The organism is Paenarthrobacter sp. TE4293, assembly GCF_050435325.1.
In the GTDB taxonomy this organism is placed as follows: Bacteria; Actinomycetota; Actinomycetes; order Actinomycetales; family Micrococcaceae; genus Arthrobacter; species Arthrobacter nitroguajacolicus_C.
In genome coordinates this window covers 249,747-263,511 of record NZ_JBNJRY010000003.1, presented here as the reverse complement: position 1 = coordinate 263,511, position 13,765 = coordinate 249,747, and the positions used below count along the sequence as shown (strand labels likewise).

The following is a 13,765-nucleotide window of genomic DNA, read 5'->3' as shown; positions in this document are numbered from 1 at the left end:
AAGAGGTTGCACACCGTGGTTCAAACCTTGCAGAACTTCATCAACGGCGAATTCGTTACGCCGGCAGGTACGGGTCTTCTGGACATCGTGAACCCCACCAACGGGGAGATCGTTGCCAAGTCGCCGATTTCGGTGCAGGCCGATGTCGACGCTGCCATGACCGCGGCGGCCGACGCCTTCAAGACGTGGAAGCACGTCACCCCTGGCCAGCGCCAGCTCATGCTGCTCAAGCTCGCCGACGCCGTGGAAGCCAACAGCGACGAACTCGTTGACGCCCAGCACCGGAACACCGGCCAGGTGCGCTCCCTGATCGCCTCCGAAGAGGTCGCCGCAGGTGCTGACCAGCTCCGCTTCTTCGCCGGTGCCGCACGCATCATGGAAGGCAAGTCCGCCGGCGAGTACTTCGAGGGCCACACCTCCTACGTACGCCGCGAACCGATCGGCGTCGTGGCCCAGGTTGCGCCGTGGAACTACCCGTTCCTCATGGCCATCTGGAAGATCGGCCCCGCCCTGGCTGCCGGAAACACCGTAGTCCTCAAGCCTTCCGACACCACTCCGGAGTCCACCCTGGTGTTGGCCCGCCTCGCAGGGGAGATCTTCCCGGCAGGCGTCCTGAACGTTGTCCTCGGTACCGGAGAAACCGGCGCCATGATGGTGGACCACAAGGTCCCGGGCCTGGTCTCCATCACCGGTTCCGTTCGCGCCGGCATCGCGGTCGCCAGCGGAGCAGCCAAGGGTCTCAAGCGTGCGCACCTGGAACTTGGCGGCAAGGCTCCGGCCATCGTCTTCAAGGACGCCGACATCAAGAAGAGCGCCGCGGCCATCGCCGAATTCGCCTTCTTCAACGCCGGCCAGGACTGCACGGCCATCACCCGCGTGCTGGTCGAGGACTCCGTGCACGATGATGTCGTCGCAGCAATGGTTGAGCACACCAAGACCCTGCACACCGGTTCGCAGAACGACGAAGACAACTACTTCGGCCCGCTGAACAACGTGAACCACTTCAACGCCGTCACCTCGGTAGTGGAACACCTCCCGGCCAACTGCAAGATCGAAACCGGCGGCCACCGCGCGGGCGAGAAGGGCTTCTTCTTCGAGCCCACCATCATCTCCGGCGCCAAGCAGACCGACGACATCGTGCAGAAGGAAACTTTCGGTCCGGTCATCACCGTCCAGAAGTTCAGCACGGAAGCCGAAGCGCTCGAGCTGGCCAACGACGTCGAATACGCCCTGGCCTCCAGCGTCTGGACCACCGATCACGGCACGGCCATGCGCATGAGCCGCGACCTGGACTTCGGCGCGGTCTGGATCAACACCCACATCCTCCTGACGGCAGAGATGCCGCACGGTGGCTTCAAGCAGTCCGGCTACGGCAAGGACCTCTCCATGTACGGCGTTGAGGACTACACGCGCATCAAGCACGTGATGAGCGCACTCGATGCATAACGCAATCGCGTAACCCGTACCTTCACCAGAGCTTCCCAGAAAGGCTAACCCCATGACCACAACCGCGAACGAACTCTCGTACCGCATCGAGCAGAAGCGCAACATCAACGGCGCCTTCCCCGGCCCCAAGTCGCAGGCACTGGCCGAGCGCCGCTCCGCCGTCGTTGCTGCCGGCGTCGCCTCGGGCGTCCCTGTCTACGTTGAAGACGCCGACGGCGGCATCATCCGCGATGTTGACGGCAACAGCTTCATCGACCTCGGCTCCGGCATCGCCGTGACCAGCGTCGGCGCGTCCGACCCCGCCGTCGTCGCTGCTGTCCAGGAAGCTGCCGCGCACTTCACGCACACCTGCTTCATGGTGACCCCGTACGAGGGCTACGTTGCAGTTGCCGAGCAGCTCAACCGCCTCACCCCGGGCGACCACGCCAAGCGCACCGTGCTGTTCAACTCCGGCGCTGAAGCTGTAGAGAACGCCGTCAAGGTTGCCCGCCTTGCCACCGGCCGCGACGCCGTGGTTGCTTTCGACCACGCCTACCACGGCCGCACCAACCTGACCATGGCACTGACCGCCAAGGCCATGCCGTACAAGACCAACTTCGGCCCGTTCGCGCCCGAGGTCTACCGCATGCCCATGAGCTACCCGTTCCGTGAAGAGAACCCGGACATCACGGGTGCCGAGGCCGCCAAGCGCGCCATCACCATGATCGAGAAGCAGATCGGTGGCGACCAGGTTGCCGCGATCATCATCGAGCCCATCCAGGGCGAGGGCGGCTTCATTGTCCCGGCCGAAGGCTTCCTCCCGGCACTGTCCGCATGGGCCAAGGAAAAGGGCATCGTCTTCATCGCCGATGAGGTTCAGTCCGGCTTCTGCCGTACGGGCGAATGGTTCGCCGTTGACCACGAAGGTGTTGTCCCGGACATCATTACCATGGCCAAGGGCATCGCCGGCGGCCTGCCGCTTTCTGCCATTACCGGTCGCGCCGACCTGCTCGACGCCGTCCACCCGGGCGGCCTCGGAGGCACCTACGGTGGCAACCCGGTCGCTTGTGCAGCAGCACTGGCAGCCATCGACACCATGGAGCAGCACGACCTCAACGGCCGCGCACGCCACATCGAAGAGCTCGCCTTGGGCAAGCTCCGCGAACTGGCTGCTGAAGTTTCCGTGGTGGGCGACATCCGTGGCCGCGGCGCCATGCTGGCCATCGAACTCGTCCAGTCCGGCTCCAAGGAACCGAACGCCGAGCTCACCAAGGCTGTAGCTGCCGCTTGCCTCAAGGAAGGCGTCATCATCCTGACCTGTGGCACCTACGGCAACGTGATCCGCCTGCTCCCGCCTCTGGTCATCAGCGACGAGCTGCTCATCGACGGCCTCGAGGTCCTCGCTGCGGCCATCAAGGCCCACGCGTAAGTCTTTACGCTGCATGGAGGAGGGCCGGGAATTTTCCCGGCCCTCCTTCTGTGTCAAACGGGTTCCCCGCCGGGTTCGCGGGAACACTGCGGGTTTGCCGGAGCTATCCAGCGAACCCGCACGCTTCCAGCGATCCCGCTGGCGTGACGCGAAGAGCGGACGACTGCGGCACTCCGCTAGGTGCCCAGCGTCAGGTTCTTCTGGTGGCCATGTCCGTCGAGTTGGACCTCGACCACCAGGGGATCCGCTCCGATCAAGGCCACTCCAGGATCGGCCTGCACCAGTGTGTGCCACGTTGCGCCCGGAAGGGTGACCCTTACGGATGCTTGCGTGCGGGAGGGATCTGCCACGGACAGCGTCAGCTTGTCACCGTTTTGGTGCGCGGCGACGGTGCATGGTCCGGACGCGGTGTATCCGGCTGCGGAACCTGCGGCGAAGAAGTTGGCCATGACCAGTTTGTCCTTCGCCACCACCACCGCTTGGACGTCCGCCGAGTTGGCCAGGACTTTCACGTCCGGGTCGGCGGATTGGGCGAACGTGGTGGAATGGGCAGCGGCAGGCAGGACCATGCAGGCGTATCCGGACGCCACGGGGTCGGTGCCGTGCCGGTGCGTAACGGTCACGTAGTCCCGTGTGACAGGATCCGTGGTGCCGCCTGTATCTGCGCCCGAGTTGACGTCGAACCAGCTGCCCGTCCGACGGACGACGGCAACCTCGGCTGTTCCCGAAACGCCGGGGGCGTCGAGGAAGACGTAGCCGCCGTGTCCTTCGATGTGGACAGATCGCTTCAGAACCACGGGCGTATCGCCTGGGGCTACATGACGGTTCCGGGAATCCGTGCGAAGGGCAGGCACGGAATCGACGGCGAATGATCTGTTTTCGATGGTTGTTTGTACAGCAGATCCACCCGTGCCGGTAATGCCTGCGCCGAGGCAGATCACGGCATCGTCGAGGAAGAACCACGACTTCCGACCGGAAAGGGTCTTGTTGTGGTTGAGGTGGTCCATGCCGATCACACCCCAACGCCCGTCTACTGTGAGGCCGCCGGCGAAGGCCTGGAAGGCACGCGGGATTCCGGTCCCTGCGCCTCCCGCGCCGCTCGCCCGAACCTGGTCATTGACGGTGGTCCCGGGTAGACCATAGGGGTCCACGGTAGGCCAGAAGTCTGCACTGAACTGTGATGGATCCGTGCGGGTGTAGAGGAAGGTCATGCCGTCGCCCTGGTACCAGCCGAGATTGTTCTCGCTGTTGCCCCACTCGTAACGGCCGATCCTCTTGGAGGACAGGTTCACTGTGCACCCCCACTGGGGGCGGTGGTGGACCAGGCGGTCCTGGTCAGCGAACATGCGGCTGTAGACAGGTGCCGGTGCGGCAACAACCGCCGAATCCGAGAGGACGCCTAGCGACAACAAGGACTTTGCCAGGCTCTGCGTCGGGTGCCCCACGAGTTTCTGGTCAGCGCAGCGTTCCAGCCAGCCCTTGGCCAGCGCCAGGAAGCGTGAACGGTATGGTTCCTCGCAGCCCGGTGCCAGCAGCAGGACTGCGGAGATCAGTCCGAAGCCACTGACATAATCGGGTTCGCGCTGCCGTGACACGGCGCGGCCGCGTACGGTGTCCATGATGCGGCCGTCCCAGACGAACGGTGCATAGGTTTCCTCCACGGCGTCAAGGAGTACCGAACGCTTGGGGTCGTTGATTGCCCAGGTACTGTCTCCCAACATTGCGATGATCTCGGCGATCCCTGCCAAGGCCACCACCCCGTATGTTCCTGCGTAGGGGAGGTAGGAATGCTGGACGTAGGAGCCATCAGCGTAGAAGCCGTCACCACTGGTCACGTAGGTGAAAACGCTGTTGGTCCCGCCGCGCACGGTATCGCTCAGGGCGTCACGGCCCAGGGCGATCTCGTCCGCCCTGTTGTCCAGGATGCCCCGCATGCAGCAGGCCAGTGACTTGTCCACCCGGTTGGCGCCGGTTTCTGCCAGGGATGTAGCACGGCCGCGCCAATTGGGGTTGGGGGCGAACCAACGGACGGCTGCCAGCAGGGATGTCCGCAAGGCTTCCGGGACTTCCGCATGAAGCAGCGTGAGGATGTCCACGGTCTTGCGGGGAACACCAATCTCCCAGAACCACCAGTTGCCTGCTGCCTTGGTGGAGGGTTTGTAAGCCGTGTCATTCAAGAGTTGCAGACCGGCCACAATGTCAGCGGCCAGTCCAGGGTTGCCGGCGTGGGGATTGCCTGGCACGGAGTACCCCAAGGCCATGTCGTAAAGCCGGTTGAAGTGCAGGCCCATGTTGCCGGTGGCTGCTGCGGACTGTCCGATGCCCGTCAGCGGAATGTCGCTCCACAGCGATGTCCGGGCCGGTGCTTTGTCCAGGGAGGACCACCACTTCTCGGCAGTCTGGCCCATACCTTCAAGCTGGGCAGCGAGTTCGGGGATGTCCGCTGCGTTTCGGCCACCTGTCAGTACCAGGCGCCTGCGATTGATGAGCTCCTGCAACCCTGGATCGGAGGCCGCAAAAGACGGGCCGGTGTGGGAAAGAAGTGCGCCCGTGAGTGCGGCGGCACCGACGGTACGGAAGAGCGTCCTGCGGCTCACGGTGGTTCCCTTGACGTTCACAAATACTCCGTTCAAAACTGTTGACCGCCTCGCCCGGCCACCCCAACCGGCTGGCAGTAGTGGTGGTTCCCAGCGCTGGGAGCAACAACCAATGCGGGCTGCTTGGGCGGCGGGCGTCGCGGGCGTCGCGGGCGGGATTGGATGGTGGATGTGGCTGGCGAAAGTTTCCGCAACCTTATGTCCGGTTCCCGGGCTCCTCAACAGAAATGAACAGAACTGCTCAGAGCTTCCTGGGAGGTGACACCGAGTCCCGGATGACGATGTGTGTACCGACGGTGAGGGTGTTGTCGGAGGAGGCACCGGCGTCGTGCGGTGATTGGGACAGTGCCAGACGGACCGCTTCGCGCCCCAGTTCTTCGAGCGGAACCCGGACCGTCGTGAGGCGGGGGCGCAGCTCGCTGGCCACCGGGACGTCGTCGTAACCGACCACGGAGAGGTCCTGCGGAACACGGATGCCGCGCTCCTCAAGCGCTTCGAGGATGCCGGCTGCCACGAGGTCGTTGGCCCCGAAAACTGCCGTGAAGTCCATGTCCTGGTCCAGGAGCTCCCGCATCCGGCTGTATCCGAAGCCGCGGCCAAAAGCGCCTTCGTGGACCAGCGAAGGATCCCGCTCTATCCCACGGGCGTCCAAGGCGCGGTAGAAGCCGGCCAGACGGGACGCCGTCGTCGAAAAATCGCGCGGACCCCCGACGTAGAGGATCCTGCGGTGCCCCTGGGAGATCAGGTAGTCCGTGATCGCAAAGGCGCCTCCTTCGTTGTCATAGGTGACCATCTTGGTGGGCACTCCCGCCCCCAGTGAGGGCCTGCCGCAGAGGACCAGTGACGAGCCGGCCGCATCCAGAGCACGTGCACGGTCTGCCATCTGCTTCCTGTAACGGGGGTCGTCCGAAGCGCCGCCGACCAGGATCACGGCGTCGGTGCGCTGCTCGCGCATGAGATCCACCAGGGCGAGTTCGCGTTCCTTGTCGCCGTGCGTGGCAGTGATGAGGCACATGCGGCCCTCGGCGCTCGCCTGCCTTTCCACGCCGCGGGCTATGTAGGCGAAGAAGGGATCCGCGACATCGTTGATGATGATTCCCACGGTCCTGGTGGTGGCGCCGGCCAAGGCACGGGCATGGGCATTGGCCACGTACCCGAGGTCTGTCACGGACCGGAAGATACGCTCACGGGTGGCTTTTGCCACCGGATAGTTGCCGCTCAAGGCCCTGGAAACGGTGGCTACCGATACACCTGCCGCCTGCGCGACGTCGGCAATGGTGGCGCCGCTGCCGCCGCGGGCGTGGATCGGTTCTGTGGGGGAGCTTTTCTCAGTCACTAGGCGATTCTCGCAAGATCCGCGGCCAATACCGGATAAGCCAAGGGCAAGCCCTCGCTCAATCGACGGATTTCCATCACAGCATGGCTGCCCAAGCGGTGGACTTCGTTGCCCAATGCCCCCGCAATGTGTGGGGTCAGCACGACATTGGGAAGGGTGTGCAGCACGGAGCTGACGGGGAGGGGCTCTGGATCTGTGACGTCAAGATACGCGTCGAGCCGTCCGGAAACGAGTTCGGCGGTGAGCGCTGCAGCATCGATGAGCGCGCCGCGGGCCGTATTGATGACCAAGGTTCCATCCTTCATGAGGCCAAGTTGCCGCCCGCCGATGATGCCCCGTGTTTCTGCGATGTCAGGGGCGTGGACGCTCACGACGTCGGACAAAGCACACAGCTGGTCCAGTCCCACGGGTTCCACGCCCAAAGTTGAGGCCTCGACGGCGGTGAGGTAGGGATCGTAGACCAGCACCCGCGCGTCGAGGTTCTTAAGCAGACCGATCACCAGGCGGCCGACGCGCGAGGCGCCCACCAGGCCGATGGTCACACCGTTGGTTCCGATAGTGGGGAAGCCGGACGCGTTACGCGAGGCCCCCGTGGTGCGCAATTGTTCACTGAACCGCCGCGCCCGCTTGAGTCCCATGACGACCGCGGCGAACGTGAACTCGGCTACCGGCACAGCGTTGGCCGCAGCCGAGGATGAAACCTCGATCCCGCGGGCATAGACCTCGGGCGACAGGAACGTCTTGACCGTGCCTGCGGCGTGGACGATGCAGCGCAGTCCCGGCAGGTGGTCCAGTACGAAGGCATCGATGGTGGGTGCGCCCCACCCCGTGATCAGCAGCTCAGCGTCAGCCAGCAGCTCCAAAGCGCCCGGGGCAGTGAAGTCGGAAACCGGCTCGGAGTCCACAAGGGTGACCATTCCACGGAGCCGGGCCAGGTCCTCGGAGCTGAACAGTGTGGGCAGATTGTTGCGGCCCATCACGAACGCGGCCTTGATGGTGCCGGCTTGGTGGGGATTGGTGGTCACTGCGGTTCCGTCCGGTTCGTTGAGGAAAATTATAGAAAGCGCTTGCTATTTGCAGTCAGACTAGGCTGGCGCTTGAAACTGTGTCAATCCCAGAAGAATCAATGAATGTAAGGTTCTGTGCATGTTATTGACATCACACCCTTCGGCTGGGTAGCTTCTTCCTCATAGTAAACGCTTACTATTTCAAGCCACTGAGCGCACCCAGGCGCCGGGCCACTCCACATCCGCCCTACGGCGCAGACAGAGGAAATACATGAGCAGCAACAGCCAAACACTCACGCCCCAGGCGACGCCCGACGTCGGCGGGCCGGCGACGGTGGCGGAAGGTCGCCGTCGTGGTCGTCCGCCGGCGGCGTCGGCAGGGCAGGACCGCAGGAAGAGCCTGATGGCGCGGATCCGACGCGACAAAGTGATGTTGCTGCTGATCGCCCCGGGCTTCCTGTACTTTGTGGTGTTCCACTACGTACCGCTCGCAGGAAATGTCATCGCGTTCCTCGACTACAAGCCCTACCTCGGCTTCATGGACAGCGTCTGGGTGGGGTTGGACAACTTCGCCGCCATGTTCCAGGACGGCGCTTTCTGGGAGGCACTCCGCAACACGCTGGTGATCACGGGTCTTCAGCTGGCTCTCTTCTTCCCGGTGCCCATCTGCCTGGCGCTCCTGCTCAACAGCATCGTGTCCAACAAGATCCGGAAATTCGTGCAGAGCGTGGTTTACCTCCCGCACTTCATCGGATGGGTCATCATCGTGGCGGTCTTTTCCGAGGTCCTCGGCGCCACAGGAGCCGTTCCGCATCTGCTGGAAAACCTCGGCCTGCCACGGTTTGATGCCATGACCACCCCGGAGTTCTTCCCGTTCCTGGTCACCATCCAATCCATCTGGAAGGACGCCGGCTGGGGCACCATCATCTTCCTGGCAGCCCTCATGAACGTGGACCAGGAACTGTACGAGGCCGCGGCGGTGGATGGGGCAAACGCCCGCCACCGGCTCTGGCACATCACCCTCCCGGGGATCATGCCCGTGATTGTCCTGTTGCTCATCCTCAACCTGGGCAGCATCCTGTCCGTCGGTTTCGAGCAAATCGTCCTGCAGCGCGACAACGTCGGACCCGGTGCCGGCGAAGTGCTGGATACGTACGTCTACTTCCATGGCATCCAGGACGGCCGGTGGGGTCCAGCAGCGGCCGTGGGGCTCGTCAAGGGGATAGTGGGGCTGTTCCTGGTGCTCGGCGCCAACAAACTCGCGCATTTCTTCGGACAGGAAGGTGTCTATTCCAATGGCAAATCCAAGTAGCACGCTGGCGGCCGTCCCTGGCCACGGCCCGAAGAACCGCCCCGGCAACCGCCCCGGCAACCGCCCGAAGACCAGGGACACCCGCCCCATCTGGATGGAAAAACCCAAGCCGGCCGTGCAGGTGTCCAAGGCCATCGCCCTGGTGGTCATCTGTTTCCTGGCGCTCTACCCCTTGCTCGCCGTCCTGGCGACAAGCCTTTCGAGCCAGAGCGAGATCGCCAACAACAACGGCCTGGTGCTGTTCCCCAAAGAACCAACGTTCGCCGCGTACCAGACCATCTTCGCCGGCGGAGTAGTCACTGATGCGCTGATACGTTCCCTCGTCATCACCACCGTGGGCACAGCCCTGTCCCTGGTGGTCACGGTGGCGATGGCCTACGGTCTCACCCGCCGGGACCTCGTGGGTGGCCGCTTCTTCCTGATGACCGCACTGTTCACCATGCTCTTCAGCCCGGGCATCATCCCCAGTTTCCTCATGGTCAAGGAACTCGGCCTGCTGGACAACTACGCGGCCCTGGTCCTGCCCACCTTGATGAGCGCGTTCAACCTGGTGGTGGTCCGGTCGTTCTTCATGAACCTGCCGCAGGAACTGTTCGAGGCCGCAAAGATCGACGGCGCCGGCGACTTCCGCATCCTGGTCCAGATGGTGCTGCCGTTGTCACGGGGCGTGCTGGCTGTCGTCGGTCTGTTCTACGCGGTGGGCTACTGGAACGCGTTCTTCAACGCGATGCTCTACCTGAACGACGACAAGTGGCCGCTGTCCATGATCCTGCGCCAGTACGTGCTGCTCGGCCAGCCCATGGGTGACTCCGCAGTAGCCGAGATCGCGGTGCCGTCGCAAGCGATCCAGATGGCCGTCGTCGTGATTTCACTGATCCCCATCGTGATCGTCTTCCCGTTCCTGCAGCGGTACTTCACCAAGGGCGTCCTCACCGGCGCCATCAAAGGCTAGTCAAACCATGTTGAAAGGGAATCCCATGAACGCAGTCCCGACTTCCGGCCCCAGCCGCCGGAACTTCCTTTCCGTCACGGGCATCGGCGCCCTGGCATTGTTCAGCGGCGGAGCGTTGGTTGGTTGTGGCCAACGCACCACCAGCGTCGCCTCAAACGCCAGCGAAGCGTTGCTGCCCACGCACATGCCCCTCAAAGCGGCCGCAGCGGACATCCCCGGCACAGCGGAGGGCGTGCCCTCAGCCTTCTACAAGTACCCTGCGCCGTTCCGAAGTGTGGAGAGCGCACCGCTCAAGGGCGGCAAGGTCACCGCCATCACCAACCTCTTTGGCACCGCGCCCAATGCCCGGGCAGACAACCCGGCGTGGCAGGCCATCGAAGCCCGCTTGGGCGGGCAGGTGGACATCGCCTCGGTCTCTTCTGACGACTACGCCACCAAGTTCAACACCATCATCGCTGGTGGCGGACTGCCGGACCTCATGCTCAACGACGGCGCCGCCGTGCCCAACATCGTGGAGTTCCTGCAGGCCAAGTGCGCGGACCTCACGCCGTTGCTGGGCGGGGACAAGATCAAGGACTACCCCAACCTGGCCGCCATCCCGGAAGTCTTCTGGAAGCAGACGGTGCAGGCCGGCAAGCTCTATTCGCTGCCCATTCCGCGCAACCTGACCGGTGGGTCCGGATTTGTGAACCAGACCCTGTTGGAGAACGTGGGCATCAAATCCACCGAGGACATCAAGGACAAGGACGATTTCTACCGGGTGGCCAAGGAACTGACCAACCCGTCCAAGAACCAGTGGGCGCTTGGGAGCACCAAGTTTGGGCTCACGATGCTGCACCACATGTTCCGCACGCCGAACGTCTGGAAGAACGACGGCGGCAAACTCACCAGGGCGTTCGAGACGGACGAATACCTGGCCGCTATCGAGTTCGCAGCCAAGCTCTACAAGGACGGCCTGTACGTGCCGGGTTCCGAGGGGTGGACCAAGTCGCAGATGGTGAACTCCTTCATTTCCGGCAAGGTGGCCATGATCTATGACGGACTTCCTGCCTACATAGGTCCCACCGGCTACGGCCGCAGCATCCCCGCCGCGAACAAGGACAACAAAGCAGTCCCGTTCATCCCCGTGGGTCACGATGGAGGTAAGGCACAGACCTGGCTGGACAACATCACCTTCGCCACCGTCATGCTGAAGAAAGCGGACGAGGCCAAGCTCAAGGAAGTCCTGGCGGTGGCCAACTTCCTGGCGGCTCCGTTCGGCAGCGAAGAGTACTTGCTGCTCAACTACGGTGCCGAGGGCGCGGACTATACGTTGGATTCCAACGGCAACCCGGTGGTCACCGAGCGTGCCCTGCTGGACAACGCGGTGCCCTGGAAGTACCTCGCCGCACCGCAGCAAGTGGTGTACGACCCCAGCAACAAGGACATTGTGGACGTCATGCACAACGCCTACTCAAAGCTCATCCCGCTGGGAGTTGAAGATCCTTGCGGCACCCTGTTCAGCCCCACGAATGCCAGCAAGGGTGCAAAGTTGGGCCAGCCAGTATCCGACGCCGCCACGGCAGTTATCGCCGGCCGTGGCACCATGGACGCACTCAAGAGCGCCGTGGCGGACTGGAAGAAGAATGGCGGCGACACCATCCGCGGCGAATACGAATCGGCGCTGGCCAAGTAACCCGACCACGCACAGCCTGCCTCAACCCAAGGATCAACACCGTGACACAGTCCCTGCCCAAGTTGTCCGAGCTGGCCAAGCTGTCCTGGCTTCCGGAGCCCGATGCCGACCAGTCTCCCGTTACCGGCTGGACCCGCAGCCATTGGGAGGCTACGGCCGACCACTGGCTGGAACATATCCGTGATTACTCCAGTCCGCTCAAGGCCAGCCCACGCCTTCCCGGTCCGGTCACCCGCGACGGCGAGCGCCGGGAGGGCATGGAGACTGTCTGCCGGAGCCTGTTGATGGCTGCGCCGCGTATCGCCGGCTCCCAGGGCGGGGACCGGCTCGGTTTGGCTGCTTGGTATCGGCAGTCGCTGCTCGCGGGGACAGATCCTGAGGGTGCGGAGCGCTGGCCTTTGGGAGTCACCTGCAAGTCTCCGTTGCTGGGCGTGACCAACTCGATCGTCGAGGCCGCGAACGTCGCTTTCTCGCTCCACATTGCGCGGGAGTGGCTGTGGGAACCGTTGGCTGCCGGGGAGAAGAAGCAGGTTGCCGACTGGTTGCGGCACCATGCGCGGCTGGAGGTATGGGGTAACAACTGGCAGCTTTTCCCCGCCATGGCGGAGGGGTTCCTGCGGTCGGTGGGCGAGGACGTGTCGGGCTGCACGGGTGCCCGGAATGTGGCGCGGGTGGAGTCCTGGTACCTGGGCGACGGCTGGTACACCGATGGGCCGGAGCATGCCATCGATTACTACAACGCGTGGGCCATCCACCCCTACTTGTGGGCGTGGTACACGATGACGGGCCAGGAGGACACCCCTGAGGGGCGTCGTCACCTGGAACGTTTGCGCGAGTTTGTGGGCACGCAGAGCTTGATGTTCGCCAACGATGGCGCAGTGCTGCACGTCGGGCGATCCTTGGCGTACCGCACTGCGGTCCTGGCTGCCCTGTGGTGTGCGGAGATCTCGGGAGTGAACCCGCTGTCCCCGGGGGCTGCGCGCCGGCTCGCCTCCGGGGTGTTGGCGAATTTCACCGCGAAGGGTGTTGGTGTCGATGGTCCGCCGAACCTGGGGTGGTATGACGAACACCCGGGGTCCTGCCAGGCCTACAGCGGGTTCGGTTCCCCGTATCTGGCGGGGATCGGATTCCTTGGTTTGGCCTTGCCCGCGGAGCACAGGGTTTGGCAGGACGTGGAGGAGCCCCAGCCCACGGATGGGCCGGCCCTGGTGCGGGTTTTGCCGGATGCCGGTTGGACGTTGAACACACAGGGCGGCTTGGTCAGGCTCACCAACCATGGCAGCGATCACTGCGGCTTGCCCGTCGGTGGCGGCTCGGACCCGGACGACCCCCATTACGCCAAGTTCTCCTACTCCACGCACACGGCTCCGGGTACGGGGCCTGCGTGGGAGGACAATATTGACGGCCACCTTGCGTTGTTGGGGTCCGACGGCGCGGCGAGCCGGCGGTGTGCCCTCCGCGCCACCCGCACGGATGGACTCGTCAGCGGGTCCGTGCACATTCCACAGCTGTACGGGAAGGCCCTGCCTGGCACGGCAGTTACTACCGTTTCCGTTGTCGACGGGATCCACGAGCTGCGCTGCCACTTGGTCCGGGGGCCGATGGGGTACTCGGTGCGTGAGGGTGGCCATGCTGTGGCCGGCGCTGCACCGGTGGAGGTTGGACAAACCGACAGTGCAGCGTGGGCCGGCAACGGCGATGTCTTCGCCGCAGTGACTGCCGTGCACGGCTGGGAGGAGCCAAAGACCACGCGGTATGACGGTGCCAACGCCATGGGCGGGCACTCTGCCGTCCCAAGCCTGAGCGCGCAGCGACCGGCTGAGGAGACTGTCCATATAGCCCTCCACACACTGACCCGGGGCACGGCTCCGGTGCCCGAAACGCTCAAGGCGGCCGCCGCCGTCGTGGTTTCCGGTACGGAGGTAGCCGTCACATGGGCAAGCGGTGCTTCGCACTCTTTTGATCTGCGGACGTTCGTGCCGTGGGACGGGCAGGTGGGAAAGTGATCGGGCTCAAGTACGGGGCTTCCCGG

Annotated in this window: 9 protein-coding genes; 6 read left to right on the top strand and 3 right to left on the bottom strand. The window is 64.0% G+C overall.

Annotation, left to right across the window (positions count from 1 at the left end; translation table 11 throughout):
* The first annotated feature begins 15 nt into the window (after positions 1-15).
* On the top strand, positions 16-1,446 hold the full coding sequence (locus tag QF015_RS07525; RefSeq protein ID WP_310206333.1) for an aminobutyraldehyde dehydrogenase: 1,431 nt from the start codon (positions 16-18) through the stop codon (positions 1,444-1,446).
* Between the two features lie 52 nt (positions 1,447-1,498).
* Positions 1,499-2,854, top strand: a complete 1,356-nt coding sequence (gabT, locus tag QF015_RS07520) for a 4-aminobutyrate--2-oxoglutarate transaminase (protein WP_429388096.1) — start codon at positions 1,499-1,501, stop codon at positions 2,852-2,854.
* 176 nt (positions 2,855-3,030) lie between these two features.
* Here the strand turns inward: gabT and QF015_RS07515 are convergent, their stop codons facing one another.
* The 3 genes from QF015_RS07515 to QF015_RS07505 all read right to left on the bottom strand — a co-directional run bounded on the left by QF015_RS07515 (position 3,031) and on the right by QF015_RS07505 (position 7,812).
* Positions 3,031-5,451, bottom strand: a complete 2,421-nt coding sequence (locus QF015_RS07515; RefSeq protein WP_429388094.1) for a polysaccharide lyase 8 family protein — start codon at positions 5,449-5,451, stop codon at positions 3,031-3,033.
* A gap of 241 nt (positions 5,452-5,692) precedes the next feature.
* On the bottom strand, positions 5,693-6,787 hold the full coding sequence (locus QF015_RS07510) for a LacI family DNA-binding transcriptional regulator (protein WP_310206325.1): 1,095 nt from the start codon (positions 6,785-6,787) through the stop codon (positions 5,693-5,695).
* Positions 6,787-7,812, bottom strand: coding sequence for a hydroxyacid dehydrogenase (locus QF015_RS07505; RefSeq protein WP_310206322.1), 1,026 nt, complete (start codon positions 7,810-7,812; stop codon positions 6,787-6,789). The genes QF015_RS07510 and QF015_RS07505 overlap by 1 nt, the downstream gene beginning before the upstream one ends.
* Before the next feature lie 253 nt (positions 7,813-8,065).
* Here QF015_RS07505 and QF015_RS07500 point away from each other — a divergent pair, with 253 nt between their 5' ends.
* From QF015_RS07500 to QF015_RS07485, 4 genes are read left to right on the top strand one after another with little or no spacing between them, the layout of a single operon-like run.
* Positions 8,066-9,106 carry an ABC transporter permease gene (locus QF015_RS07500; protein WP_429388092.1) on the top strand — a complete coding sequence of 347 codons (1,041 nt, stop codon included), beginning with the start codon at positions 8,066-8,068 and terminating at the stop codon, positions 9,104-9,106.
* Entirely contained in the window at positions 9,090-10,058 is a 969-nt protein-coding gene (locus QF015_RS07495; protein WP_310206317.1) for a carbohydrate ABC transporter permease, read from the top strand. The genes QF015_RS07500 and QF015_RS07495 overlap by 17 nt, the downstream gene beginning before the upstream one ends.
* A gap of 25 nt (positions 10,059-10,083) precedes the next feature.
* The gene (locus QF015_RS07490; protein WP_429388087.1) at positions 10,084-11,733 is read left to right on the top strand and encodes an extracellular solute-binding protein; all 1,650 of its coding nucleotides are present in this window, start codon (positions 10,084-10,086) and stop codon (positions 11,731-11,733) included.
* Positions 11,734-11,774: 41 nt separating this feature from the next.
* Complete coding sequence (locus QF015_RS07485) at positions 11,775-13,739, top strand: DUF2264 domain-containing protein (protein ID WP_310206310.1); 1,965 nt, start codon at positions 11,775-11,777, stop codon at positions 13,737-13,739.
* Positions 13,740-13,765 lie beyond the last annotated feature (26 nt).

Coding starts and splice junctions, on each gene's coding strand:
- gabT (WP_429388096.1), top strand. CDS start 1,499: ATGACCACAACCGCGAACGAACTCTCGTACCGCATCGAGCAGAAGCGC.
- QF015_RS07500 (WP_429388092.1), top strand. CDS start 8,066: ATGAGCAGCAACAGCCAAACACTCACGCCCCAGGCGACGCCCGACGTC.
- QF015_RS07495 (WP_310206317.1), top strand. CDS start 9,090: ATGGCAAATCCAAGTAGCACGCTGGCGGCCGTCCCTGGCCACGGCCCG.
- QF015_RS07490 (WP_429388087.1), top strand. CDS start 10,084: ATGAACGCAGTCCCGACTTCCGGCCCCAGCCGCCGGAACTTCCTTTCC.